16 protein-coding genes are annotated in these 25,885 nt (G+C 73.6%); 5 read left to right on the top strand and 11 right to left on the bottom strand.

Features of this window, described 5'->3' with window-relative positions; all coding sequences use genetic code 11:
* Positions 1–177: 177 nt before the first annotated feature.
* On the bottom strand, positions 178–1,758 hold the full coding sequence (guaA, locus tag ACIPXB_RS22270) for a glutamine-hydrolyzing GMP synthase (RefSeq protein ID WP_401452499.1): 1,581 nt from the start codon (positions 1,756–1,758) through the stop codon (positions 178–180).
* A 304-nt stretch (positions 1,759–2,062) separates the two neighbouring features.
* Here guaA and ACIPXB_RS22265 point away from each other — a divergent pair, with 304 nt between their 5' ends.
* A complete protein-coding gene (locus ACIPXB_RS22265; RefSeq protein WP_401452497.1) occupies positions 2,063–2,326 on the top strand; it encodes a chorismate mutase in 264 nt (87 codons plus the stop codon).
* 258 nt (positions 2,327–2,584) lie between these two features.
* Here the strand turns inward: ACIPXB_RS22265 and ACIPXB_RS22260 are convergent, their stop codons facing one another.
* The 7 genes from ACIPXB_RS22260 to ACIPXB_RS22230 all read right to left on the bottom strand — a co-directional run bounded on the left by ACIPXB_RS22260 (position 2,585) and on the right by ACIPXB_RS22230 (position 17,318).
* Complete coding sequence (locus ACIPXB_RS22260) at positions 2,585–4,300, bottom strand: peptidase (RefSeq protein WP_401452495.1); 1,716 nt, start codon at positions 4,298–4,300, stop codon at positions 2,585–2,587.
* A 156-nt stretch (positions 4,301–4,456) separates the two neighbouring features.
* Complete coding sequence (locus ACIPXB_RS22255) at positions 4,457–6,301, bottom strand: GMC oxidoreductase (protein ID WP_401452493.1); 1,845 nt, start codon at positions 6,299–6,301, stop codon at positions 4,457–4,459.
* 13 nt (positions 6,302–6,314) lie between these two features.
* Positions 6,315–7,922 (bottom strand): succinic semialdehyde dehydrogenase, encoded by a 1,608-nt coding sequence (locus tag ACIPXB_RS22250; RefSeq protein ID WP_401452492.1) that lies wholly within the window; start codon positions 7,920–7,922, stop codon positions 6,315–6,317.
* Between the two features lie 93 nt (positions 7,923–8,015).
* Entirely contained in the window at positions 8,016–9,743 is a 1,728-nt protein-coding gene (locus tag ACIPXB_RS22245; protein ID WP_401452490.1) for a serine/threonine-protein kinase, read from the bottom strand.
* 115 nt (positions 9,744–9,858) lie between these two features.
* Positions 9,859–12,657, bottom strand: a complete 2,799-nt coding sequence (locus ACIPXB_RS22240; RefSeq protein WP_401452488.1) for a serine/threonine protein kinase — start codon at positions 12,655–12,657, stop codon at positions 9,859–9,861.
* A gap of 76 nt (positions 12,658–12,733) precedes the next feature.
* Positions 12,734–15,475 carry a protein kinase gene (locus tag ACIPXB_RS22235; protein ID WP_401452486.1) on the bottom strand — a complete coding sequence of 914 codons (2,742 nt, stop codon included), beginning with the start codon at positions 15,473–15,475 and terminating at the stop codon, positions 12,734–12,736.
* 136 nt (positions 15,476–15,611) lie between these two features.
* Positions 15,612–17,318 (bottom strand): glycerol-3-phosphate dehydrogenase/oxidase, encoded by a 1,707-nt coding sequence (locus ACIPXB_RS22230; protein ID WP_401452484.1) that lies wholly within the window; start codon positions 17,316–17,318, stop codon positions 15,612–15,614.
* Positions 17,319–17,545: 227 nt separating this feature from the next.
* On the opposite strand from ACIPXB_RS22230, the gene ACIPXB_RS22225 reads away from it, so the two are divergent.
* From ACIPXB_RS22225 to ACIPXB_RS22210, 4 genes are all read left to right on the top strand, one after another.
* Positions 17,546–18,775: a nucleotide sugar dehydrogenase gene (locus tag ACIPXB_RS22225; RefSeq protein ID WP_401452482.1), complete on the top strand. Its 1,230-nt coding sequence runs from the start codon at positions 17,546–17,548 to the stop codon at positions 18,773–18,775.
* 138 nt (positions 18,776–18,913) lie between these two features.
* On the top strand, positions 18,914–19,393 hold the full coding sequence (locus ACIPXB_RS22220; protein ID WP_401452480.1) for a hypothetical protein: 480 nt from the start codon (positions 18,914–18,916) through the stop codon (positions 19,391–19,393).
* Positions 19,394–19,549: 156 nt separating this feature from the next.
* The gene (locus ACIPXB_RS22215; protein WP_401452478.1) at positions 19,550–20,518 is read left to right on the top strand and encodes a hypothetical protein; all 969 of its coding nucleotides are present in this window, start codon (positions 19,550–19,552) and stop codon (positions 20,516–20,518) included.
* An 11-nt stretch (positions 20,519–20,529) separates the two neighbouring features.
* Positions 20,530–22,245, top strand: coding sequence for a M16 family metallopeptidase (locus tag ACIPXB_RS22210; RefSeq protein WP_401452476.1), 1,716 nt, complete (start codon positions 20,530–20,532; stop codon positions 22,243–22,245).
* 83 nt (positions 22,246–22,328) lie between these two features.
* Here ACIPXB_RS22210 and ACIPXB_RS22205 read toward each other — a convergent pair whose 3' ends face one another.
* The 3 genes from ACIPXB_RS22205 to ACIPXB_RS22195 form a co-directional block, all read right to left on the bottom strand.
* Complete coding sequence (locus ACIPXB_RS22205) at positions 22,329–23,453, bottom strand: GuaB3 family IMP dehydrogenase-related protein (protein ID WP_401452474.1); 1,125 nt, start codon at positions 23,451–23,453, stop codon at positions 22,329–22,331.
* A gap of 158 nt (positions 23,454–23,611) precedes the next feature.
* Positions 23,612–25,117 (bottom strand): IMP dehydrogenase, encoded by a 1,506-nt coding sequence (guaB, locus tag ACIPXB_RS22200; protein WP_401452472.1) that lies wholly within the window; start codon positions 25,115–25,117, stop codon positions 23,612–23,614.
* 138 nt (positions 25,118–25,255) lie between these two features.
* Positions 25,256–25,885, bottom strand: a complete 630-nt coding sequence (locus ACIPXB_RS22195; protein ID WP_401452470.1) for a sigma-70 family RNA polymerase sigma factor — start codon at positions 25,883–25,885, stop codon at positions 25,256–25,258.

Here is a 25,885-nt window from a genome sequence, read left to right as displayed (position 1 = left end):
GCCCCCCCCCCCCCCGCCCCTGGGGGGTGGGGGCGCCTCCTGTAGGTGCGCCCGCCTGTTCCTTACCCGGGGGGGGGGCCCCCGGGGGGGGGGGCCCCCCGCGGGGGGGGCCCGGGGCCGCCCCCACGGCCGCGGTCGCAAGGCGGGAGGGAGGGCCCGGTCACGGGGCCCCGGGGCCTACTCCCACTCGATGGTGCCCGGGGGCTTGGAGGTGCAGTCCAGGACCACGCGGTTCACGTCCGGGACCTCGTTGGTGATGCGGGTCGAGATCCGGGCGAGCACCTCGTACGGCATGCGCGTCCAGTCGGCGGTCATCGCGTCCTCGGACGAGACCGGGCGCAGCACGACGGGGTGGCCGTAGGTGCGGCCGTCGCCCTGGACGCCGACGCTGCGGACGTCCGCGAGCAGGACGACCGGGCACTGCCAGATCTCGCGGTCCAGGCCGGCGGCGGTGAGCTCGGCGCGCGCGATGGCGTCGGCCTCGCGCAGCAGGTCCAGGCGCTCCTTGGTGACCTCGCCGACGATCCGGATACCCAGGCCCGGGCCGGGGAAGGGCTGGCGCTGGACGATCTCGTCCGGCAGGCCGAGCTCCTGGCCGACCATGCGGACCTCGTCCTTGAACAGCTGGCGCAGCGGCTCGACGAGCTGGAACTCCAGGTCCTCGGGGAGGCCGCCGACGTTGTGGTGCGACTTGATGTTCGCGGTGCCGGTGCCGCCGCCGGACTCGACGACGTCCGGGTAGAGGGTGCCCTGGACCAGGAACTCCACCGGGGTCTCGTCGGGGGCCTCGGCGATGATCTCGGCCTGGGCCTGCTCGAAGACGCGGATGAACTCGCGGCCGATGATCTTCCGCTTCTCCTCGGGGTCCGAGACGCCCCCCAGCGCGGTGAGGAATCGCTCCTGCGCGTCGACGACCTTCAGCTGGACCCCGGTCGCGGCGACGAAGTCCTTCTCGACCTGCTCGGTCTCGCCCTTGCGCATCAGGCCGTGGTCGACGTAGACGCAGGTCAGCTGGGAGCCGATGGCCTTCTGGACCAGGGCCGCGGCGACCGCGGAGTCCACGCCGCCGGACAGGCCGCAGATGGCGCGCTTGTCGCCGACCTGCTCGCGGATGGCCGCGATCTGCTCCTCGACGATGTTGCCGGTGGTCCAGGTGGGCTCCAGGCCGGCCCCGCGGTAGAGGAAGTGCTCCAGGACCTGCTGGCCGTGCGTGGAGTGCATGACCTCGGGGTGGTACTGGACGCCGTACAGCCTCTTCTCGTCGTTCTCGAAGGCCGCGACCGGCACGACGTTCGTCGAGGCGGTGACGGTGAAGCCCTCGGGCGCGGCGGAGCAGGCGTCGCCGTGCGACATCCACACCGACTGGTGCTCGGGGGTGCCCTCGAACAGGGTGGAGCCCGTCTTGGAGACGCTCAGCGGGGTACGGCCGTACTCGCGGGCGCCGGTGTTGTCGACGGTGCCGCCGAGGGTGGTGGCCATCAGCTGGAAGCCGTAGCACATGCCGAAGACGGGGATCCCGGCCTCGAAGAGGGAGCGGTCCAGCTGCGGGGCGCCCTCCTCGTACACGGAGGACGGGCCGCCGGAGAGGATGATCGCCTTGGGGTTCTTGGCCAGCATCTCGGCCACGGGCATCGTGCTGGGCACGATCTCGCTGTAGACCCGGGCCTCACGGACGCGGCGGGCGATGAGCTGGGCATACTGCGCGCCGAAGTCGACAACGAGGACGACGTCCGGTGCGGCGGTGGGTGCTACTGGCACGGGGCGGCCTTCCGGCGGAAAGAGGGTGTTGTGTTGTCGATTCTAACGGGGGGCGCACCCCCGGCTTCGTCTCACCATCCGAACCGGGTTGGCCGGGAGGGGGACGGAGGGTAATAATCCGTTCCATGCACAAGCAGCTGAGCTTCGTCTTTACCTATGGCACCGGTCGGTCCGGTCGCCATGGGTCCTTGTGATGCTCGCTTGAGCCACTGACTTCCCCGAGCGCCCCGGTCCGACAGGACCGGGGCGCTCGCGCGTTCCCGTCTCCTGGCGGCACCGGGCCCACACCCCTTCAGGAGAGATCATGAGCACCGTCGCCACCACCCCCGAGCAGCTGATCGCCGGCTCCCGCGAGCGCATCGACGCCCTCGACGACCGGATCATCGGCCTGATCCAGGAGCGGATGGCCGTCTCGGCGGTCATCCAGGAGGCCCGGATCGCCTCCGGCGGCCGCCGGGTGCACCTGTCGCGCGAGATGGAGGTGCTCGCGCACTGGAGCGACGCCCTGGGCAAGCCGGGCACCACGCTGGCGATGACCCTGCTGGAGCTGTGCCGCGGCCGCGTATGACGTCCGTCAGCCGCGCGTTCGTCCGCCTGGCGTTCGTCACCCTTCCGGACCGTGACCGGCCCCGGGGCCCTTCGTTGGTGAGGTTGTCACGCGTGGCTCCGCCGCAGCGATGAGACGCCGTTCGTGGAGCGTGCGTCGTGGGACCTCGCTGCGGCGCGTGACCGGACGGCAGGGGACAGCAGCCCGGTCACCTCACAAGGACGGCCGGCCCGGGGACGCCCGGGCCGGCCGTTCTCTTCACATCTCGTACGTGCGTGCTTACGCGCGCCCGGCGGACCGGCGGCGCACCCCCACGTACAGCGCACCGCCGACGATCACCGCGGCCGCCGCGCCCAGCGCGACCGGGCCGACGGAGCTGCCGGTGGAGGCCAGGTTGCCGCCCGCGCCACCGGCGGCGGACGGGCCGGAGGACACGACCGGGGAGGCCGAGGCCGAGGCCGACGCCGAGGCGGACGGGGACGGGGAGGCCGAAGCGGAGGCCGAGGCGCTCGGGCTCGGGCTCGCGCCGTCCTTGACCTCGACCACGAACGGGGTCGTGTTGTTGACCGTGACCGGGTCGAAGACGTGCGGCTTGGTGCCCGTCGCCGTCGGCTCGCCGACGGTCACGGAGCCCTTGGCGTTCGCGACGGCCTTCTCGATCTTCATCACGAAGCGCAGGTCGTGCTTGCCGTTCGCCGACGCCACGAGTCCGGCGTCGCAGAAGTAGCGCGGCGCGCCGGGCTGCTCCTTGCGGTCGCTGCCGTCGGCGTTGACCGCGCGGCAGTTCACCGGCACCTCGGTGATCTTGATGCCGTCCGGGACCACGATGTCGGTACGGGCCACGCTCTCGCCGGAGCGCAGGTGGCTGATCCAGGCCGGGCCCTTGTTGCGGAAGCCGAGCTCGGCCGCGATCGTGTCGCCCGCCTTGCCGGACTGGGAGAACGCGATCGCCTCGAAGTCGGCCTTGTTGGCCTTGGCGGTGAAGTCGAAGGTCCGCTCGTTGTCGACCGGGTTCAGGTCGGTCTGCTCGGCCGCGCCGAAGAACCGGCGGTCCTCGCCGGCCGACTTGGCCTGGACGGGGGCCTGGGCCTTGACCGCCATGAGCTTCTTGCCGGTGGCCGGCTGCTCGACCGGGGTCGTGCCCGGCATCTTGTCCTGGTCCTTGACCGGCACGGGGTCCGGGACGACGCCGTACCGCAGCCGGTCGTTGTACGCCTTCTCGGTCACCTTGAGGTGCAGCGGGGACTCGGGGGAGAGCTGGTAGGACTCGCCGGGCAGGAACTCGCCCTCGACGAGGCAGACCGTGCGGGTGCCCACCGGGACACCGCGCTCCTCGCGGCGGCAGTTGTCGTACACCTCCGCCAGCTCCAGGCCGTACGAGGTGTCCAGCTCCAGCGCGATCGACTTCGCGGGCAGCGTGCCGCGGTTGGCGAACGCCAGCGGGAGGGCCTGGCGGTCGCCGGCCTTCGCCTCGGAGGTGAGCTTCAGCTCGTCCACGACCAGGTCGGGGCCGCCGACGGTCACCTTGGTGGTGACGGGCGTGATGGTCGCGCCGGCCACCTTGCCGGTGACGGCGATGTCGCCGCTCGCGCCGTTCTTGCTGCCCTGGGCGGCGGAGACCAGCAGGTCGAAGCCGCCCTCGGCGCCGTTCCCGACCGACAGTTCCTGCTGCTTGCAGACGATCGTGGTGCCGCTCGGGGCGCACTTGGGGTTGGGCTTGGCCGGGTCGAGCCGGACCGACGCCACCCCGGCGACCTTGCCGAGGTCGAACGTGATGGTGAAATCACCGGCGAAGCTGTTGCCGACGCCGAGGTAGTTCAGGTCGTAGCGAAGGCTCTTCTCCTTCGGAGCCCCCGTCTCCGGGTGGGGCTGGAGCACGGCGTTGGCGGGGCCGCTCAGCGGGAAGACGCGGTCCGCGGCGTGCGCCGGTGCGGTCAGGCCGACGCTCAGGGCGGTCAACCCGGTAGCGGCCAGCAGGGAGATGCGCTTGTCCATGAACGTCGAGACCTCTGAGGGCGGGTCACAGTTGCACACTTTGCGACGTGACGGGCATCACATGCAACCATCCGGACTGATCACCTGTCACTTATGTACGCGGCGGCGGGTTCTGCCCTCGGAGGGGGAGCGCAGAACCCGCCGCCGCGACACGTGTCAGGCCCTCTTCGGCACCTCGGGCACGGGCAGCAGCAAAGGCAGCCGCAGCGCCCCGAACGCGTCCTTCGGGACCGCCGGAGCGACCGGCTCCACCGCCACGAGCCGCTCGTACGCCGCCCCCTGCGCCGGCCGCGGATCCGCCTCGCCCTTGTTCGGCCAGAACGCCATCGCGCGCTCCGCCTGGGCCGTGATCGTCAGCGACGGGTTGACGCCGAGGTTCGCCGAGACCGCCGAGCCGTCCACCACGGAGATGCCCGGGTGGCCGTGGAGGCGGTGGTACGGGTCGACCACGCCCTCCTCGGCGCTGGCGCCGATGGGGCAGCCGCCCAGGAAGTGCGCGGTCAGCGGGGTGCCCACCAGCTCGCCCACGTTGCTGCCGGGGAAGCCGTTGATCTCCTCGGCCAGCAGGGTCGCCGCCCGGGTGGCCTCCTCGATCTGGGTCGGGTTGGGCGCGCCGTGGCCCTGCCGGGCCGTCAGCAGCCCCTTGCCCAGGCCCCGCGGCTTGCGGTAGGTGGTCAGCGAGTTGTCCAGGGACTGCATGACCAGGCCGATGATGGTCCGCTCCGACCAGCGCCGGTTGGACAGCGAACGCATCAGCTGGACCGGGTGGGTCGCGGTCCTGGCCAGCCAGGCCAGCACCCGGTGCTTGCCGTACGGCACCTGGAGGACCGTCATGAACCCCATCGCGTTCGAGCCCTTGCCGTAGCGCACCGGCTCGATGTGGGTGTCGGCGTTGGGGTGGACGGAGGAGGTGATGGCCACGCCCCGGGTGAAGTCGGCGCGGCCGGTGCCGCCGTGCCGCTTGCGGTAGCGGCGGTCGCTGGTCTGCGCGCCGACGATCCCCTCGGAGTTGGTCCGGGTCAGATCGCCCAGGCGGCCCGAGATCCGCGGCAGCTCGCCCCGGTCCTTCATGGTGTGCAGCAGCGTCTGGGTGCCGTACGTACCGGCGGCGACGACCACGTACCGGGCGCGCAGCACCTTGGCCCGGCCCTTGCGGCGGTGGTCGGTGGGAACGGTCCGGACCCGGTAGCCGCCGTCGGGGTGCTCGGAGAGCGCGGTGACGGTGGTCATCGGGTGGATGACCGCGCCCGCCCGCTCCGCCAGGTGCAGGTAGTTCTCGTTGAGGGTGTTCTTCGCCCCGTGCCGGCAGCCGGTCATGCACTCGCCGCACTCGGTGCAGGCCCGGCGGGCCGGTCCGGCGCCGCCGAAGTACGGGTCGGGGACCTCCTCGCCGGGCCGGACCCGGCGCGCGGCCGCGCCGCCGGCACCCGGGCCGGCCGCCTCCCCGGTGTCCTCGGCGCCCGTGGTGCCGTCGGCGTCCCTGGCGTCCTTGCCGTCGCCGAAGAAGACGCCGACCGGGGCCATGTGGAAGGTGTCGCCGACGCCCATCTTCTCGGCGGCGGCCAGCAGGTGCTCGTCGGAGGGGGTCATGGTGGGGTTGAGCCGGACCCCCAGCATGCGCCGGGCCTGGTCGTAGTACGGGGCCAGCTCCTCCTGCCAGTCGGTTATGCCCGCCCACTGCCGGTCCTGGAAGAAGGCGGCGGGCGGCACGTACAGGGTGTTGGCGTAGTTGAGCGAGCCGCCGCCGACCCCGGCGCCCGCGAGCACCATCACGTTGCCGAGCAGGTGGATGCGCTGGATCCCGAACAGCCCGAAGGCCGGGGCCCACAGGTAGTTGCGCAGGTCCCAGGAGTTCTTGGGCAGGTCCGCGCGCGCGAAGCGGCGGCCGGCCTCCAGGACGCCGACCCGGTAGCCCTTCTCGGTCAGCCGCAGGGCCGACACCGAGCCGCCGAAGCCGGATCCGATGACGATGACGTCGTAGTCGTACCCGTGGTCGTCCACCGGTTCCCGTCCTCTATCGCAGTCGGAGCGCCTTCATGACGCGCAGGCTGCGGGTCATGAACGCGGCGTACTTGTCGTCGGTCATGCCCAGCGAGGGCGCCATCGGCAGCAGCCGCTGGTGGGCGACGGTCTGGGCCTCGGTGTACTTGAGGATGCCCTCGGAGCCGTGCCGGCGGCCGAGACCGGAGTCCTTCATGCCGCCCATCGGCGCCTGGGCGCTGCCGTACGCCGGGGCGTAGCCCTCGTTGATGTTGACGGTGCCGGTGCGCAGCCGGGCCGCGACGGCGTGGCCGCGGCGGGCGTCCTTGGTCCACACGCTGGAGTTGAGCCCGTACGCCGTGGCGTTGGCCTGGGCGATGGCCTCGTCCTCGTCGGTGAACCGGTAGATGGCGACGACCGGGCCGAAGGTCTCCTCGGCGCACACCGCCATCGGTGCCTCGACGCCGTCGAGGATGGTCGGCTCGTAGAAGAGCGGGCCGAGGTCCGGGCGGGCGACCCCGCCGGCCACCAGCTTGGCGCCCTTCTCCACGGCCTCCTCGACGTGGCGGCGTACGGTCTCCAGCTGGCGCTCGCCGACGAGGGAGCCCATGTCCGCCCCGTACGCGAGGGCGCTGCCCAGGCGCATGGCCTTGGTGCGGGCCGCGAACCGCTCGACGAAGGCGTCGGCGACGGAGGCGTGGACGTAGAGCCGCTCGATGGAGATGCACAGCTGGCCGGCGGAGGAGAAGCAGGCGCGCACGGCCCCGGCGGCGGCCTTCTCGATGTCGGCGTCGTGCAGCACGAGCATGGCGTTCTTGCCGCCGAGCTCCAGCGATACGCCGACCAGGCGGGCGGCGGCGCCCTGCGCGACCTCGCGGCCGGTGCGGGTGGAGCCGGTGAAGGAGACGTAGTCGGCGTGCCGGACCACCTCGGGGCCGACGACCGGGCCCTCGCCGATCACGATCTGGAACACCTCGGCCGGCAGTCCGGCCTCGATGAGCAGCTCGCGGGCCCACAGGGCGGTCAGCGCGGTCTCGGTGTCGGGCTTCATGACGACCGCGTTGCCGGAGACGAACGCGGGCAGCGCGTCGCCGACCGACAGCTCCAGGGGGTAGTTCCAGGGGGCGATCTGGCCGACGACCCCGCGGGGCTGGCGCAGCTCGGTGACCTTGGTCAGGGTCGGCATGGCGCCGGTGTGGTGCTTGGGGCGCAGGTAGGCGGGTGCCTTGCGGCCGTAGTGGCGGGCGGCGACGGCGACGGCCTGGACCTCTTCGTGGGCGTGCAGGCGCGCCTTGCCGGTCTCCAGCTGGATCAGGTCGAGGACCTCGGCCTGGCGGGCGAGGACCAGGTCGTGGAAGCGCAGCAGGACCGCCGCCCGCTGCCGTACGGGGACGGCCGCCCAGGCGCTCTGCGCGGCGCGGGCCCGGTCGAAGGCGGCGGCCACGTCCTCGGGCGTGGCCTCGGGCAGGTCCGCCAGCTTGTCCCCGGTGAAGGGGGTGTGGTTGGCGGTGCTGCCGGAGCCGATGACTCCGCGGGTCAGCCGGGTGACCAGCTCAGGGGTCACGACGTCGGCGGCGGTGCGGACACCCGCCGGGGTGGGAGCCGAGGGATTGGTGAAGGCAGGCGCCTGCAAGACCGTCATGGCGGTGAGCGTATGCCGACGGCGAGCCTTTGGGTACCCGCCGGTAACCCGAATTTACGTTTCCGCCAGTGATCGCTGGCAGAAATGACCCGATCAGGGTGAAGCGGACCCTCCGGCGGGCTCCCAGCCCCGCAGGACGATGTCGAACTGCTCCCGCATCGTGGTCCAGTCCGACGCCGGGCCGGCCATGTAGATGCCGTACTCGGTGCCGTCCGGCGCGTAGTACATCTGCTCGATCAGCCGCCGCGGGCCGGGGTGCCCCTGCTTCTCGGTCCAGGTGAACTCCCACAGCGCGGACTTCTCCTGGCCCCGGAAGGTGTTCTGGTTCAGCCACTTGCGCTGGTAGTCCGTCCGCTCCTTGACCTGCCGTTCCAGGTCCAGGAGGTGCATGTACGGATTGACGTGGTCGGGCGTCTTGTCGACGCCGATACGGATCTTGTGCTTGCCGTTGTCGGGGGTGTAGTCGATCTGGTCCCCGTCCGTCTGCCGCCGCCAGCCGTCGGGCACGAACAGCGTGAACCCCTCGGGGTCCGTCACCCGCTGCCAGCCCGCCGGGACCGGGACCCCGCTCTCGGAGGGCTTGCCCTCGGTGGGCTTGCCGCCGGTGGCCTTGCCGTCGGGGGACGCCCCGGCCGTCGTACCGCCGCCGCTCCCCCCGTCGGCACCCTTCTCGGTCATCTTGAGCACGCCGAACACCCCGGCGCCGCCGAGCACCGCCGCCACCAGGGCGACCAGTGCGGCCCGGCGCACCCGGCCCGCGGCGCCGCCGCGCACCGGCGGGACCGCGGCCCCGCCGGAGTCCTCGAGCCGCGCGGTGGCCACGCCCCGGGTGCCGGACGCACCGGCGGCAGCGCCGGACGCCGGCGGCTCCACGGCGCTGCGGGTGCTCCGGGTGCTCCGGGTGCTCCCGGCGGCCTCGGCCGGCCGGTCACCGGCGCGTTCCTCCGGGCCGATCGTGCGGGTCGCGACGTACGCCTGGGCGGCCTTCGGCTCGCGGCCCTCCATCGCCTCGATCAGCATCCGCTCGGCCTCGGCCGCCGACGGCCGCTCGGCCGGGTCCTTGCGCAGCAGCGCGGTGATCACCGGACCGAGCGCCCCCGCCTGCCGCGGGGCGGGCGGTTCGTCGTTGACCACGGCCGTCAGGCTGGAGATGGGCGAGGTACGGCGGAACGGCGAGCGGCCCTCGACGGCCGTGTAGAGGGTGGCGCCCAGCGACCACAGGTCGGAAGCCGGGTCGGGGGCTCCGCCGGTGACCCGCTCGGGGGCCAGGTAGTCGATGGAACCGACGAGTTCGCCGGTGCGCGTGATGGAGGAGTCGCCCTCGATCGCGGCGATGCCGAAGTCGGTGAGGAGCACCCGGCCGTCCCTGGCCAGCAGCACGTTGCCGGGCTTGACGTCCCGGTGCAGCACGCCCACCTTGTGCGCGGCGCGCAGCGCGCCCAGGACGTGCAGTCCGATCCGGGCCGCCTCCCGCGGCTCGATCCGGCCGGCCTCCTTGGCGGCGTCCGCGAGCGAGGGGCCGTCGATGTACTCCATGACGATCCACGGCCGGTCGTCGTGCTCGAAGACGTCGTGCAGGGTGACGACGGCCGGATCCGCGATCCGGGCCGCGGCCCGCGCCTCCTTCTGCGCGCGGGCGTGCAGCACCGCCCGCTCGGCCTCGGCGACGTACAGACCCGCCGTCAGCTCCTTGACGGCGACCGTCCGGTTCAGCAGTTCGTCGTGCGCGCGCCAGACCCTGCCCATGCCGCCGCGGCCGATGGACTCGACGAGCCGGTACCGGCTCACGAGCACGGCGCCCGCACCTGTCCTGTTATCCACGAAACCCCGCCACTGTTGTGCACTCCGGGCCAGATTACGGAGCGGTCGGGCGATGCCGGAACCGGACGGGCGCGGTGAGACAGCACTGTGACGCAATTGCCGTAGTGACTCTCCGTCAGCGGCCCGGCCTGTAACTCCCCGTGGCCTTTTCGAAGACCTCGGTGACCTTGGACTCCCCGTCCTGCGGCCCCGTCACCATGACGACGTGGTAGCGGCCGCCGAGGGCGACGACGTAGTTGCGGGCGTAGACGCTGCGGCCGCCGCCGTCGATCCACGTGTACTGGCCCTCGGCGATGAGCTGCTGGCCGACCGTGGTCGTCCGGATGCCCCGCGACGTCACCCAGGTCGAGGACCGGAACGGCTCCAATTCGCGTTGCTTGTCCTTCTGGTACGCGGCCGGGTCGGGCTTGCCCTCGACGGCGTCGCGCCCGGGGACCACGATCAGGTGGTGGTCCCCGTTGCTGTAGCGGACCTGGCCCATGTCGTTGATCGGCCGCCGCTCCCAGCCCTCGGGGACGACGATCTGGAAGCCCTCGGGGTCCTGGGAGGTGATGAATCCGGGCGGGGCCGTCTGGGGGGCCGGCTTGGACTCGGGCGCCGCCGACGGCGTACCGCCCGTACCGCTCGTGCCGCCCGTACCGCCCGGGCCGCCGGCGGGGGCCGGGGGGGACGGCTGGGACGGCTGCGGCGTGGTGCGCACGGGGGCCGGGCCGCGGTCGGCGACCGGGTCGGCCCGGTCGGCCTTGGGCATGAACACCATCGCGTAGGCCACCGCCCCGGCGAGCGCCAGCAGGATGGACACCAGCAGGGTCCGGCCGAGCGCACGGGGCCCGCGGCGGCGCGGCTGGGGGGCGCCGCGGTGGCGGCCGTGGGAGAGGTCGGCGCGCCGGCGCACGACGGGCAGCCGGGCCGGGTCGGGCGCCGGGAGCGCTATCACGTCCGTGGCGCCCTCGGGTTCGGGCGCCGACCGTACGAGACTGCGCAGCCAGCCGCGCAGCTCCTCGAAGTCGGGCCGCTCAGTGGGGTCCTGGCGCAGCAGGGACTCCACGACCGGCCGCAGCGGACCGCACTCCTCCGCGAAGGCGGGCGGCTCGGCGCAGACCATCTCGACGAGTTCGGCGGTGCTGTCCTCGGGGTAGGGGGCGTGGCCCTGGACGGCCCGGTAGAGCAGGGCGCCCAGGGCCCACAGGTCGGTGGCCGGCCCGACGGGGGCGGCCAGCTGCCAGTTCCCGTGGACGGGGCCGGCCTGTTCGGGCGCCCACCGCTCGGTGACGGGACCGACGACGGCCATCCGGGTCTGCCGGGCCCGCTCGGCGGCCAGCGCGGTCGCGGGACCGGTACGGGCGCGGGGTCCCTCGGCGTCCCAGCCGCCGCGGGGCGGGAGGGGGACGGGTGCGGGGGCGGGGAGGGGCACGGCGGCGGGTGCGGGTGCGGAGGCCGGGAGGGGCGCGGGGGCCGGGTCCGGGGCCGGGTCGGGGTCCGCCTGCTGGTAGCCCTGCGGGAGGGCGAGGGGGGCGCGCGGTCCGGAGGGTACGGCCGGCAACGGCGGTGGCGTCTCGTCCGGGGCGCCGCCGTACGGATACGAATACCCCTGCGGCAGGTTGGAGCCCTCGGGGCGCGGCTCGGGCCGCAGCTCACGGCGGGCGGCGGCCTGGGCACCGGCCCGGTAGGCGGCGATGGCGCCACCGGACCGGGCGGCCCGCTGGTCGGGGCGCGCGGGACCGCCGTTCTCCGGCCGGGGGCCCGCCGCCGGGCCGGGGTCCGGGTCCGGGGGCGACCCGGCCCCTTCCGGGAGCGGCCGGGGCCGCGGCTCCGGGCGGCCGGGAGCGGGGTCCGGCTCGCGCTGCGGGACGATCTGGTCGGCGTACAGCGGCCCGGTCACCTGCCGGGGCAGCGGCGCGGTGTCGTACCCGGGTGCCACCAACGGGGCGTATCCGGCGCCGGTGTTCCCGCGGGGCCGGGGGGACCCGGCGTCGTCACGGTGACCGGGGTCGCCGGTGCCGGGGGCGCCGTCGGCGGGACCGTCGTAGCCGGAACCACCGCGGCCGGGACCGTCGGACGTGGGCTCGCTGTAGCCGGAACCACGGCGGCCGGGACCGTCGGACGCGGGGTCGCTGTGGCCGGAACCACCGTCGCCGGAACCGAAGGCCGGCGGGGCGTCGTAGTCGGCGTGGTCCGGGGCACCGCGGCCGGGGTCGCCGGGGACGGGGGTGCCGTAGGCCGGGGCGCCGTAGCCGGAACCGTAGGCGGGGGCGTCGTAGGCGGCGGTGGTGGGGTCCGGGTCGCCGTAGGCGGCCGCGCTGCCCCAGCCGGCCGACGCGGGGACCGGGTCGTAGCCGCAGAGGGCCTCCTCGGCGGCGCCCGCGGCCAGGCCGGTCAGGACCACACGGCCGTCGTCGCAGACCAGGACCGTGCGGACGGTGATGTTGCGGTGCGTCCAGCCGTGCGCGTGCAGGACCCGCAGCGCGGTCAGCACGTCCGAGGCGACCTCCGCCGCCCGGTACGGGCTCAGCGGCTGGTCGGCCACGAGCGCGGCCAGCGGGCGGGCGGGGACGAGTTCGCTCACTATCCACAGCGAGCCGCCCTCGGCGAACACGTCGAACACCTGGTCCAGGCGCGGGTGGTCGGGGATCCGGGCCGCGGCCTGCGCGGCCTCGATGGCCCGCCGGACGGCCGGCAGGTCCCCCGGGGAGACCACCTCCGGCGCCCGGTGTCCGTCGAGCAGCTCCGCGTCGACGACCTCGGGTAACGGCACCTGCCGGACCAGCACTTCCTGCCCGCTTCGGGTGTCGAAGGCGCGGGTCTCGACGAGCTCCTGGTCGTCGGACGGCGGCACCGGCAGACGGTAGCGTCCGGCCAGGATCCGGCCCGCGTAGTCGTCCACTTCGCCTCCCCCGAGTGCGGTGTCCCCCATGCCCCGCCGACACGATACGTCGCCGGGGCCGCCCGCGTCCCGGGCCTGCCTCAGTCCGCCCCGTCGGGGTGACCGATCAGTCCACGATCTGGAAGGTCTCGAACGCCGTGTTCCGGATCTGCGTGCACTCCGCGCCGTCCCACTGGTCCGCCGCGCAGCTGATCATGATCGCGTAGCCGTGCGTCGCGTCCACCTTGAAGCCGCGGTTGAGGACGCGCACCTTGGTGCCGTTCTGCACCCGCTCGAACTCCCAGTCCGCGACGGTCGGGTAGTCCCGGTACGTCGTGGCCCGGATGCCGAGCAGGCGGTACCCGCTGCTGGAGCTGCCGGTCGACCGCTCCCCCAGCTCCCAGGCCAGCTTGGCGTCGTTCTTCGGGCTGTTGGTGTAGTCCACCTGGATCCGCGGGAAGCCGCCGTCGCGGCTGTGTATGGCGCCGGAGTTGTCCCCGGCTATGGCGGTCTGGTGGAAGCCCTCCGGCATGTACATCGAGAAGTGGAACTTGGTGTTGGTGACCTGGACGTAGCCCGCCGGCGCACCGCCGCCCGTGCCGGGGCCGGGCGGCGGGGTGCCGCCGCCCGGGACGCCGATGCCGGCGTCCTGACCGGGCGTCTGCCCCTGTCCCTGGCCCTGCCCCTGCCCCTGACCCTGCCCCTGACCCTGGCTCTCGCCCTGGCCCTGGCCCTGGGTGGCGCTGCCGTCCGGGGCCGGGGAGGAGCCCCCGCCCTGGCCGTTGCCCGCGCCGTTGCCCGCGCCGGCGCCCGGGGACGGGTTGCCGGACGCGGTCGCTCCGCCGCCCTTGGCGCCCTTGCCCTTGTCCTTGTCGTCGCCGCTGAAGGCGTACACGAGGAGCCCGCCGACCACGGCCAGCACGACCACCACCGCGGCGATCGCCAGCGCGATGGTGCGGCGCGGCATCACATCGGTGAGCGGGGCGGCGACGGGCGCCTGACGCCGGCCCAGGCCACCGCCGCCGGACGGCGACGCCGCGTCGGCCGGGGCCTCGGCGGCCGAGGTGGTGACGGCGGCGGCCGCCTTGGCCTCCTCGGCGGCCTTGCGGGCCGCCTTCAGCGCGGCGCGGGCGCGGTCGCGCTGCTCGCGCTCGCGGCGCTCGCGCTCCTTGCGCTCGGCCCGCTCCGCCTCCTTGGCCGCCTTCTCGGCCTCCTTGGCGGCCTTCTCCGCCGCCCGTTCGGCCGCCTTGAGGGCCGCGGCCTTCTCGGCGGCCTCCTTGGCCTCGGCGAGCGAGATCTGCCGGGTCTCCTCGACCGCCGGGACCGGCTCCGCCTCGGGCGCGTCGATGACGGCGGTCAGCAGGGCACGGGCGCCGGCGTCGTCGAGGCGCTGGGCGGGGTCCTTGGCGAGCAGGCCGTAGATGACCTCGGTGAGCGGACCCGCGTTCTTCGGCGGGTCGACCTGCTCGGTCATCACCGCGGTGAGGGTGGCGAGGGCGGAGCCCTTGTCGTACGGCGGGGAGCCCTCGACGGCGGCGTAGAGCAGGCCGCCGAGGGACCACATGTCGGCGGGCGGGCCGGGCTTCTGACCGCGGGCGCGCTCCGGCGCGATGTACGAGGGGGCGCCGACGAGCATGCCGGTGGAGGTGACCGAGGGGTCGCCCTCGACCTGGGCGATGCCGAAGTCGGTGAGGACCACGCGTCCGCTGTCCGCTATGAGGACGTTGGAGGGCTTCACGTCGCGGTGCAGGATGCCTTCGCCGTGGGCGTCCTTGAGCACGTCGAGCACGGCGAGGCCGACCTCGGCGGCGCGCCGGGGCGTGAGGGTGCCGCGCTCGCGGATGTACTCGGCGAGCGAGGGGCCCTCGATGAGCTCCATGACGATCCAGGGGCGGGCGTCCTCGTCGACGACGTCGTAGACGGTGACCGCGCCCGCGCTGCGGATCCGGGCGATGGCCTTGGCCTCGCGCAGGGTCCGCGTGATCAGGCGGCGCTTCTCGTCCTCGTCGACGCCGTTGCCGAAGCGCAGTTCCTTGACGGCGACGGTACGGCCGAGCGTCTCGTCGACGGCACGCCAGACGGTGCCCATGCCGCCCTTGCCGAGCACGGACACCAGCCGGTACCGGCGGGCGAGCAGCCGGCCCTCGTCCTCGCCGGTGTCCTTGGTGACGCCCTTGACGCCTGTCGCCCCGTCACCGGCCCTGCCGTCCTTGCGGCCTGCCGCGTCGGCGGGGCGGGCGTCCTTGGGTGCGGCGTCCTTGGGTGCGGGGGCCGCGGGCGCCGCGGGGGCGGCCGGGACGGCGTCCTTGCGGTCGGCGTCGCGCGCGCCGGAGCGCTGCTTCACCAGCGGCGGGACGGCATCGGTGAGGTCTTCGAGCTCTTCGTCGTCGGCGGCGGGAGCAGCCGCGGGCGGCCCGGCCTTCACGGCGGCCTCGCCGTCACCTGCGGAACGCTGCTTCACCAGCGGCACGGCACCGGCCGCCGCCGCCGGGGCGGCCGCGTCCCGCGGAGCGTCGTCACCACCGGCGCCGGCACCCGACGCGGGCTCGGACGCAGACACCGACGCGGGCGCGGTCTCAGGCGCCGACGCGGGCTCGGACGCAGGCGTCGACGCGGACTTGGCCGCCGGCGTCGCCGACCCGGCCCCGGCAGCCGTCCCGGATTCCGGTTCCGTCGTCGCGACGGCGTCCGCACCGCCCTCGGGGGCCGGTGACGTCGCGCCGCCGGCCGTCCCCCCGCCGTCCCCGGAACGCTGCTTCACCAGCGGCACCCTGTCCGCCGACGGCGCCGTCGTGGGCTCCTGTTCCGGGGCGTCTGCTGCGGAAGCGACGGAGTCTCCCGGCGTACGTGTGTGCTCCGGTTTCGACATGCGTCCCCTCCGCAATCGTGGCACCGTGTCCGGCCGGCCCGCCAGCCGTCTGGGCCCGGGCGTAACCAGCCTTGGCCGAACCCTCATTGTTCCTCACTCCGCAACGGACGGGTGCCACGGGTGTCCGGTTCCCCGGTCAGATGGGGACGATGTCCGGGGCGCCCAGGCGTGCCGCGTCCGCCGTCTGGTCGTCCGGCTGCCGCTGCGACTCGCGTTCCGCCTGGACCCGCTTCTCGTAGTGCTCCACCTCCTTCTCGATCTGCTGCTTGTCCCAGCCCAGGACCGGCGCCATCAACTCCGCGCACTCCCGCGCCGACCGCGTCCCGCGGTCGAAGGTCTCGATCGAGATCCGGGTCCGCCGGGTCAGGACGTCGTCCAGGTGCCGCGCCCCCTCGTGCGAGGCCGCGTAGACGACCTCGGCCCGCAGGTAGTCCTCCGCCCCGGTGAGCGCCTCCCCCAGGCTCGGGTCCGCCGCGATCAGATCCAGCAGTTCCTCCGTGAGCGCGCCGTACCGGTTCAACAGGTGCTCCACGCGCACCACATGGAGTCCGCTGCGCGCGGCGATCCGGGCCCGCCCGTTCCACAGCGCCCGGTAGCCCTCCGCGCCCACCAGCGGGATGTCCTCGGTGACGCACGACGCGACCCTCTGGTCGAGCCCGTGCACCGCCTCGTCGACCGCGTCCTTGGCCATCACCCGGTACGTCGTGTACTTGCCGCCGGCCACGACCACCAGCCCCGGCACCGGGTGGGCCACCGTGTGCTCGCGCGACAGTTTGCTCGTGGCGTCCGACTCGCCGGCCAGCAGGGGCCGCAGGCCCGCGTACACCCCCTGCACGTCGTCCCGGGTCAGCGGCACGGCGAGGACGGAGTTCACGCGGTCCAGCAGGTAGTCGATGTCCGCGCTGGACGCGGCCGGGTGCGCCTTGTCCAGGTCCCAGTCGGTGTCGGTGGTGCCCACGATCCAGTGCCGGCCCCACGGGATGACGAAGAGGACGGACTTCTCCGTGCGCAGGATCAGGCCGCTCGTGGAGTGGATGCGGTCCTTGGGGACGACCAGGTGGATGCCCTTGGAGGCCCGGACGTGGAACTGCCCGCGCTCGCCGATCAGCGCCTGCGTGTCGTCCGTCCACACCCCCGTCGCGTTCACCACCTGCTTCGCGCGGATCTCGTACTCCCCGCCGCCCTCCACGTCCTGGACGCGCGCGCCGACCACCCGTTCGCCCTCACGGAGGAATCCGATCACCCTCGCCCGGTTGGCGCAGTGCGCCCCGTACGCCGCGGCCGTGCGGACCAGCGTGGCGACGTAGCGCGCGTCGTCCATCTGGGCGTCGTAGTACTGCAGCGCGCCCACCAGCGCGTCCTTGCGCAGGCACGGCGCCACCCGCAGGGCGCGCCCGCGCGAGAGGTGCCGGTGGACCGGCAGGCCCCGGCCGTGGCCGCTGGAGACCGACATCGCGTCGTACAGCGCGACGCCGGAGCCCGCGTAGAGACGCTCCCAGCCGCGGTGCTGGAGCGGATAGAGGAACGGCACGGGTTTGACCAGGTGCGGGGCGAGCCGCTCCAGCAGCAGCCCCCGCTCCTTGAGCGCCTCGCGCACCAGCGCGAAGTCGAGCATCTCCAGGTAGCGCAGGCCGCCGTGGATGAGCTTGCTCGACCGGCTGGACGTGCCCGAGGCCCAGTCCCGGGCCTCGACCAGCCCCGTCGAGAGGCCTCGGGTCGCCGCGTCGAGCGCGGTGCCGGCGCCCACCACGCCCGCGCCCACCACCAGCACGTCGACCTCGCGTTCGGCCATTCGGGCGAGCGCCTCGGCGCGCTGCGCGGGTCCCAGTGTCGCTGTCCTCACCGCTGCCTCCCGTTGGTGCGGGTGATCCCGCTCACATCCCCCTCCGCCATGATTCTGACGGGACGTCCCGACATCAGCCACCGCCTGTGGACAACACAATGATCGCCACCAGTCCACAATGCCGCAGATCGGTCATATATACGCCTAGTCTGACATAGCGCCAACTCCCTCTCTCCACAGGACTTGCGCGTTCAGCCCTCTCATGTCAGGGAAAGGGACGGCACCCCATGCCCGCAGATCTCGCCGTCATCGGACTGGGCCATCTCGGCCTCCCACTCGCCCAGGCCGCCGTCGCCGCCGGCATCGAGACCGTCGGCTACGCTGCCGGACCGGCCACCGACACCCCCCTCACCGCCGCCGAGATCCGCCGGATGTCGGCGGCCGGCTTCCGCGTCACCACCAACGCCGCCGAACTCGGCCGGGTCCGCACGGCCGTCATCTGCGCGCCCACCCGCCTCGGCCCGGACCGCGCCCTCGACCTCGACGCCGTAGGCGAGGCGGCCCGGGCGCTGGCCGGCCGGCTGCGCCCGCACACCACCGTCATCCTGGAATCGGCCGTCCACCCGGGCGTCACCGAGGACTTCCTGCGCCCGATCCTCGAAGAGGGCTCGCGGCTGCGGGCCGGCCGGGACTTCCACCTGGCCTACTCCCCCAGCCGCTTCGACCCGGGCAACCGGACGCACACCTTCACCAACACCCCGAAGGTGATCGGCGGCCTCACCCCCGCGTGCACCGAGTCGGCGGCCGCCTTCTACGCCCGCCTGACCGACAAGGTGGTCCGGGCCCGCGGCCTGCGCGAGGCCGAGACGGTCCAGCTGCTGGAGACCAACTACCGGCACGTCAACATCGCCCTCATGAACGAGATGGCCGTGCTCTGCCACGACCTCGGCGTGGACCTGTGGGACGTCGTCCGCTGCGCCGAGACCAAGCCCTACGGCTTCCAGGCCTTCCGCCCCGGCCCCGGCGTCGGCGGGCACGGCGTCCCCCTCGACCCCAACTACCTCCCCCACACCACCCGCACCCCCGGCCACCCCCTGCGCATGGTGGGCCTGGCCCAGGAGATCAACGGCCGGATGCCCCAGTACGTCATCCAGCGCAGCGCCGCCCTCCTCAACGAGCACGGCAAGTCCGCGCGCGGCGCCCGCGTCCTGCTCCTCGGCGTCACCTACAAGCCCGACCTCGCCGACCAGGAGGGCGCCCCGGCCCGCGAGATCGCCAGCCGCCTGCTCGACCTCGGCGCGCTGATCAGCTACCACGACCCGTACATCGCGGGGTGGCGGGTGCGCGACCGGCCCGTCCCCCGTGCCGAATCGTTGTACGAGGCCGCGGCCAACGCCGACCTGACGATCCTGCTCCAGCAGCACCGCACGTACGACCTCCAAGGTCTCGCGGTGAAGGCCCAGTTGCTCCTGGACACCCGCGGCGCCAGTCCGGTGGGCGCGGCGCACCGGCTCTGACCGCCCCCGCCCCCGCCCCGTCGCCGGGGAAATCCCCCACCGGATGTCGGTGGCTGCTGCTAGCCTGCGGCGTCACTTATCTCGCGCATACATTCGTAGGAACGTAGGCGCGTCCGATCCCTTGGGGGGGATTTCTTCATGAGCCAGCAGTTCCAGCCTCCGGCGCCCGACTCCCAGACCCCGGCCGGCTTCGGCGCGCCGGTCGCCCCGGCCCGCCGCGGCAACGTCGGCCTCGGCATCGTGGCCGCCGTCGTCGCCGCCCTCATCGCGGCCGGCGCGTACGGCGGCATCATCGGCGCCACCGAGTACGAGATCGGCTACGCCGCGCTCGGCGTCGGCTTCCTGATCGGCCTGGCCTCGGGCAAGATCGGCGGCTCCAACCCGGTCCTGCCGGTCGTGAGCGCACTGCTCTCGCTCGGCGCCGTCTACGGCGGCCAGCTGCTGGGCACGGCCATCATCGGCGCGAAGGTCGCCCCGGTCGGCGCGTTCGAGCTGCTCACCCAGCACTTCGCCCTGGTGCAGGAGGCCTGGACGGAGGAGACCAGCCCGATCTCGCTGGCGTTCTTCGCGATCGGCGCCGTCGTGGCGTTCCAGACGGCCCGCAAGACCGCCGCCTGACCCGCCGCGCCGCGCCGGGTCCCGTCCCCGCCCCCACCAGGGGGCTCGGCGCACGGGACCCGGACCATCCGCCGGCTCCGCCACATCGCCCGGCAGACCACCGCTGAACTGCGAAAACCCTGTTGCCGGGAACGGCGGCGGCCATATGATCCGCGCGTGTCCGCACTTCCCTCCACCGGCCGGCCCGTCTTCGAACCCACCGAACGCGTCCCGGCCCTCGCCGCACTCCGCTCCGCCGTCACCGACCGCCGATGGGACGCCGTCGCCGCCGCCTTCGAGGCCCTGCCCGACGAGGACGACCGCGTCCAGGCCTGTCGGACCGTGGCCGAGACCCCGGGCGCGGAAACGTTCCTGCGCCAGGTCGCCGACCAGCGCCCCGGCGACCCGCTGCCGCGCACCCTGCTGGCCCAGCGGCTCGTCCAGGCGGGCTGGGACGTCCGTACCGCGGCCCGGGCCGAGCACGTCTCGCGCCGCCAGTTCGACGCGTTCTTCGCCCACCTGCGGCAGGCCGAGCAGCTGCTCATCGACGTCTGCGCCGAGTACCCGGCGTACGGCCTGGCCTGGTACGTGCGCATCATCACCGGGCGCGGTCTGGAGCTCGGCCAGAGCGAGACCCGGCGCCGCCACGACCGCCTCGCCGAGCACCACCCGCACCACTACTCCGGCCAGCTCCAGCTGCTCCAGCAGCTGTGCCCCAAGTGGGGCGGCACCTGGGAGGCCGCCGACGCCTTCGTCCGGGACGCCGTCGCGAAGGCGCCCGAGGGCAACCCGAACGGCGCGCTGGTCGCCGTCCTCCAGATGGAGCACTACCTGGAACTGACGGAGAAGGAGAGCAAGCAGGCCGCCGAACGCCACCTCCGCGACCCCGGCCGGCACGCCCGCCTCGTCGACGCCGCCCGCCGCTCCGTCCTGCACCCCGCCTTCCGCCCCGACAGCCACCAGGCGGTCGGCGCCCACAGCGCCTTCGCCGCCGCCCACTCGGTGGCCGGCCGCCCCGCGGACGCCGCCCCGCACTTCCGCGCCCTGGGCGACCACGCCAGCGAGTTCCCGTGGGGATACGTCGGCAACGGCGACCACGAGGCCGCCTTCGTCCGCCACCGAAAGACCGCCCTGGCCAAGGGCTGAGGAACACGAGCATGATCACCGAGACCACCGTCGACGGCGTCCGCACCGTCCTCGCCCACCGGGCCGGGCCCGTCACCGCCGGCCTGCTCTTCCGGGTCGGCCGCGCCGACGAGTCCCTCGCCACCAGCGGGGTCACCCACCTGGTCGAGCACCTCGCGCTGCACCGCCACGGCCTGAGCGACCTGCACTACAACGGGGCCACCGCCGCCGCGTACACCCACTTCCACGTCACCGGCACCCCCGCCGACGTCGTCGAGTACCTCAACGGCGTCTGCGCGGCCCTGCGCGACCTGCCCATGGAGCGCCTGGAGACCGAGAAGGAGATCCTGCGCACCGAGGGCGCCGGCCGCGGCCGCGGCCCGGGCCACGCCCTGCCGCTGTGGCGCTACGGCTCCCGCTCCTACGGCCTCACCAGCTACGGCGAGACCGGCCTGCACCGGCTCACCGGCCACGCCGTGCGCGCCTGGGCGCAGGAATGGTTCACCCGCGAGAACGCCGTCCTGTGGATGACCACCGACACTCTGCCCGAGGGCCTGGACCTCACCCTGCCCTCCGGCACCTGGCGCCCGGCCCCCGCGCCCACCTCGGCCCTGCCGCAGACCCCCGCGTACTTCCACGGCGACGACGGCGGCGTCGTGCTGTCCTCGGTGCTGCCCCGCTCCACGCGGGCGAACCTGTTCACCGAGGTGCTGGGCAAGGAGCTGTTCCGCGAGCTGCGCCAGAAGGGCGGCTACTCCTACACCGCGGCCGCCGACTACTGCGTCCGCGACGCCGACCACGCGACCGTCCTCGCGTACGCCGACGCGCTCCCCGAGAAGCAGGGCGCCGTGGTCGGGGCGTTCATCGACGTCCTGGCCAAGCTGCGGGCCGGCCGGATCGAGCAGGCCGACCTGGACGCCGTACGGGCGAGCGCCCTCAGCCACCTCGACGCGCCGGACCTGGCCGCGGCGATGCTGCCCTCCCACGCGATGAACCTGCTCCTGGGCCACCGCAACCTGACCGAGGAGCAGGCCCGGGCCGAGATCGCGGCGGTCACCGTCGCCGACCTGCGCCAGGTCGCCCGCGAACTGTGGGCGAACGCGCTGCTCCAGGTGCCCGGCCGGGGCGTGGAGTGGGCGGGCGTGGCCGCCGCGCCCCAGGAGTCCGCCGACATCGTCACCGGGCGCCGCTACACCTCCCTGGAGGACCGCGAGGTCGCGCTGCTGGTCGGCTCGGACGGAGTCAGCCTCACCGGCCCCGGCGACAGCCGGATCACCGTGCGCTACGCCGAGTGCTCCCTGATGAACGTCTACCCGGACGGCGGCCGGCACCTGATCGGCCACGACGGTTTCACCCTCGCCGTCGAACCGGCCCTGCACGGGATCACGGCCGCCGAACTGGCCCCGCTGGACGCCGGCGTCCCGCCGACCGCGGTCGTCCGCATGCCCCCGCGCGACCCGGACCGTATCCCGCGGCCGGGCACCGCCGCGGCCGAACGCCCCACGCCACCGGCCGCCCGCCCGCGGGCACCGCGCAGCGGCGCCCTCACGGCGGTGCTGTGGATCCTCGGTGTCCTCACCGCCGGCATGGGCATGCTGGCGGTGATCCTCACCTTCGCCGAGTTCGACACGTCGATCTCGCCGGAGGGGCCGGTGTGGAGCGAACTCGGCGCCTTCTGGTTCCTGACGGCGTGCTTCGGGGTGCCGTGGGGCATCTGCCTGCGCCGGCGCGTCCGGGGCCTGGGCTGACCGCCGCCCACGGGCCCCGCGTACGCCGGAGGGCCGGCCCCCGCTGACGGGAGCCGGCCCTCGGTGGTACTGCCCGGGTGGGGTCAGCGGCGGTGCTGGGAGTCCGCAACGGTGACCTCGACCCGCTGGAACTCCTTGAGCTCGCTGTAGCCGGTGGTGGCCATCGAGCGGCGCAGGGCGCCGAAGAGGTTCATCGAGCCGTCGGGGGTGTGGGACGGACCGGTGAGGATCTCCTCGGTGGTGCCGACCGTGCCCAGGTCCACCTTCTTGCCGCGCGGCACGTCCTCGTGGACGGCCTCCATGCCCCAGTGGTGGCCCTTGCCGGGCGCGTCGGTGGCACGGGCCAGCGGGGAGCCCATCATCACGGCGTCGGCGCCGCAGGCGATCGCCTTGGGCAGGTCGCCGGACCAGCCCACGCCGCCGTCGGCGATGACGTGCACGTAGCGGCCGCCGGACTCGTCCATGTAGTCGCGGCGGGCCGCGGCCACGTCGGCGACGGCGGTGGCCATCGGGACCTGGATGCCCAGCACGTTGCGGGTGGTGTGCGCGGCGCCGCCGCCGAAGCCGACCAGGACGCCCGCGGCGCCGGTGCGCATCAGGTGCAGGGCGGCGGTGTACGTGGCGCAGCCGCCGACGATGACCGGGACGTCGAGCTCGTAGATGAACTGCTTGAGGTTCAGCGGCTCGGCGGCGCCGGAGACGTGCTCGGCGGAGACGGTCGTACCGCGGATGACGAAGATGTCGACGCCCGCGTCCACCACGGCCTTGGAGAACTGCGCGGTGCGCTGCGGGGAGAGCGCGGCGGCGGTGACGACGCCGGAGTCGCGTACCTCCTTGATGCGCTGCCCGATCAGGTCGGCCTGGATCGGGGCGGCGTAGATCTCCTGGAGGCGGCGGGTCGCGGCGTCCTCGGGGAGCCCGGTGATCTCGTCGAGCAGCGGCTGCGGGTCCTCGTAGCGGGTCCACAGGCCCTCGAGGTTCAGCACGCCGAGGCCGCCGAGCTCGCCGATGCGGATCGCGGTCTGCGGGGAGACGACCGAGTCCATGGGGGCGGCCAGGAAGGGGAGCTCGAAGCGGTAGGCGTCGATCTGCCAGGCGATCGAGACCTCCTTCGGGTCCCGGGTGCGCCGGCTCGGGACGATGGCGATGTCGTCGAACGCGTACGCCCTGCGGCCGCGCTTGCCGCGCCCGATCTCGATCTCAGTCACGTGTGGTGGCCTTTCCCTCTTGGTCTGCCCGTCCAGTATCCCCGAACGCCGGAGGGTCGCGTTCCCGTGACCGCTGTACGGACGCACGGCTGTAGGCACGCACGGCGAAGGGGCGGACCCGTCGTCCGGGTCCGCCCCTTCGCCTCAGCTCACGTCGCTCAGCCCTGGCGGGAGTAGTTCGGCGCCTCGACCGTCATCTGGATGTCGTGCGGGTGGCTCTCCTTCAGGCCCGCCGAGGTGATCCGGACGAACCGGCCGCGGTCCTGGAGCTCGGGCACCGTGCGGCCGCCGACGTAGAACATCGACTGGCGCAGGCCGCCGACCAGCTGGTGGACGACCGCGGCGAGCGGGCCGCGGTAGGGCACCTGGCCCTCGATGCCCTCGGGGATGAGCTTGTCGTCGCCGCCCACGCCCTCCTGGAAGTAGCGGTCCTTGGAGAAGGACTTGCGGTCGCCGCGGGACTGCATCGCGCCCAGCGAGCCCATGCCGCGGTACGACTTGAACTGCTTGCCGTTGATGAAGAGCAGCTCGCCCGGGGACTCCTCGCAGCCCGCGAGCAGCGAGCCGAGCATCACCGTGTCGGCGCCCGCGACCAGGGCCTTGGCGATGTCGCCGGAGTACTGCAGGCCGCCGTCGCCGATGACCGGGACGCCCGCGGCCTTGGCGGCCAGCGAGGCCTCGTAGATGGCGGTGACCTGCGGGACGCCGATGCCGGCGACGACGCGGGTGGTGCAGATGGAGCCGGGGCCGACACCGACCTTGATGCCGTCGACGCCCGAGTCGATGAGGGCCTGGGCGCCGTCGCGGGTGGCGACGTTGCCGCCGACGACGTCGACCGTCGAGTTCGACTTGATCTTGGCGACCATGTCGCCGACCAGGCGGGAGTGGCCGTGGGCGGTGTCGACGACGATGAAGTCCGCGCCGGCCTCGATGAGCGCCTGGGCGCGCTCGTACGCGTCACCGGCGACGCCGACGGCGGCGCCGACCAGCAGCCGGCCGTCCTTGTCCTTGGCGGCGTTCGGGTACTTCTCGGCCTTGACGAAGTCCTTGACCGTGATGAGGCCCTTGAGGATGCCCGCGTCGTCGACCAGCGGCAGCTTCTCGATCTTGTGGCGGCGCAGCAGCTCCATGGCGTCCACGCCCGAGATGCCGACCTTGCCGGTGACCAGCGGCATCGGGGTCATGACCTCGCGCACCTGGCGGCTGCGGTCCGACTCGAAGGCCATGTCGCGGTTGGTGACGATGCCCAGCAGCTTGCCCGCGGGGTCGGTGACCGGGACGCCGGAGATGCGGAACTTCGCGCACAGCTGGTCGGCCTCGCGCAGCGTCGCGTCCGGGTGCACGGTGATCGGGTCGGTGACCATGCCGGACTCGGAGCGCTTGACCAGGTCCACCTGGTTGGCCTGGTCGGCGATGGAGAGGTTGCGGTGCAGGACGCCGACGCCGCCCTGGCGGGCCATGGCGATGGCCATGCGCGCCTCGGTGACCTTGTCCATGGCGGCCGACAGCAGCGGCACGTTCACCCGGACGTTCTTGGAGATGAGGGAAGAGGTGTCGATCTCGTCCGGCGCCATGTCGGACGAGCCCGGCAGGAGCAGGACATCGTCGTAGGTCAGCCCGAGCGTGGCGAATTTGTCGGGCACTCCGTCACCGTTGACAGTCATGACACCTTCCCAGATGGTCTTGCTCAGCGCGGATGTCCATGCTAACGGGATCGCGAGGCGTCTCATTCCACGACCAAGATCGATGGAAATTTTCGTCTCTTCCTACGAGCGGACGAGCCGTTCTCCTCACTGCTCGGCTCACTGCTCGGCGAGTGCCCGCAACCGGCTCAGGGCCCGGTGCTGGGCGACCCGGACCGCTCCCGGCGACATGCCGAGCATCTGCCCGGTCTCCTCCGCCGTCAGCCCGACGGCCACCCGCAGCACGAGCAGCTCCCGCTGGTTCTCCGGCAGGTTGGCCAGCAGCTTCTTGGCCCATTCGGCGTCACTGCTCAGCAGCGCCCGCTCCTCGGGGCCGAGGGAGTCGTCCGGCCGCTCCGGCATCTCGTCGGACGGTACGGCCGTACTGCCGGGGTGCCGCATCGCGGCCCGCTGGAGGTCGGCGACCTTGTGCGCGGCGATGGCGAAGACGAAGGCCTCGAAGGGCCGGCCGGTGTCGCGGTAGCGGGGCAGGGCCATCAGGACGGCGACGCAGACTTCCTGCGCGAGGTCCTCGACGAAGTGCCGGGCGTCGCCGGGCAGCCGGGAGAGCCGGGTGCGGCAGTAGCGCAGGGCCAGCGGGTGGACATGGGCGAGCAGGTCGTGGGTGGCCTGCTCGTCGCCCTCCACCGCGCGGCGGACGAGCGCGCCGACGCCCCCGGCGGAGCCGCTCTTGGCGGCGCCGGTGGTGCCTGTGGCCGCGGGGGACCCCAGGGCTTCGTCGTCGCGCAT

The organism is Streptomyces sp. NPDC090022, assembly GCF_044748145.1.
Lineage (GTDB): Bacteria > Actinomycetota > Actinomycetes > Streptomycetales > Streptomycetaceae > Streptomyces.
The sequence above is the reverse complement of the archived record's forward strand: the minus strand, read 5'-3'. Positions and strand labels throughout refer to the sequence as shown.

Excerpts from the sequence above, each read along its gene's own strand:
- ACIPXB_RS22265 (WP_401452497.1), top strand. The coding sequence starts at position 2,063 with ATGAGCACCGTCGCCACCACCCCCGAGCAGCTGATCGCCGGCTCCCGC.
- ACIPXB_RS22210 (WP_401452476.1), top strand. The coding sequence starts at position 20,530 with ATGATCACCGAGACCACCGTCGACGGCGTCCGCACCGTCCTCGCCCAC.
- ACIPXB_RS22250 (WP_401452492.1), bottom strand. The coding sequence starts at position 7,922 with ATGACGGTCTTGCAGGCGCCTGCCTTCACCAATCCCTCGGCTCCCACC.
- ACIPXB_RS22240 (WP_401452488.1), bottom strand. The coding sequence starts at position 12,657 with ATGGGGGACACCGCACTCGGGGGAGGCGAAGTGGACGACTACGCGGGC.
- ACIPXB_RS22260 (WP_401452495.1), bottom strand. The coding sequence starts at position 4,300 with ATGGACAAGCGCATCTCCCTGCTGGCCGCTACCGGGTTGACCGCCCTG.
- ACIPXB_RS22225 (WP_401452482.1), top strand. The coding sequence starts at position 17,546 with ATGCCCGCAGATCTCGCCGTCATCGGACTGGGCCATCTCGGCCTCCCA.
- ACIPXB_RS22220 (WP_401452480.1), top strand. The coding sequence starts at position 18,914 with ATGAGCCAGCAGTTCCAGCCTCCGGCGCCCGACTCCCAGACCCCGGCC.
- guaB (WP_401452472.1), bottom strand. The coding sequence starts at position 25,117 with ATGACTGTCAACGGTGACGGAGTGCCCGACAAATTCGCCACGCTCGGG.
- ACIPXB_RS22235 (WP_401452486.1), bottom strand. The coding sequence starts at position 15,475 with ATGTCGAAACCGGAGCACACACGTACGCCGGGAGACTCCGTCGCTTCC.
- ACIPXB_RS22195 (WP_401452470.1), bottom strand. The coding sequence starts at position 25,885 with ATGCGCGACGACGAAGCCCTGGGGTCCCCCGCGGCCACAGGCACCACC.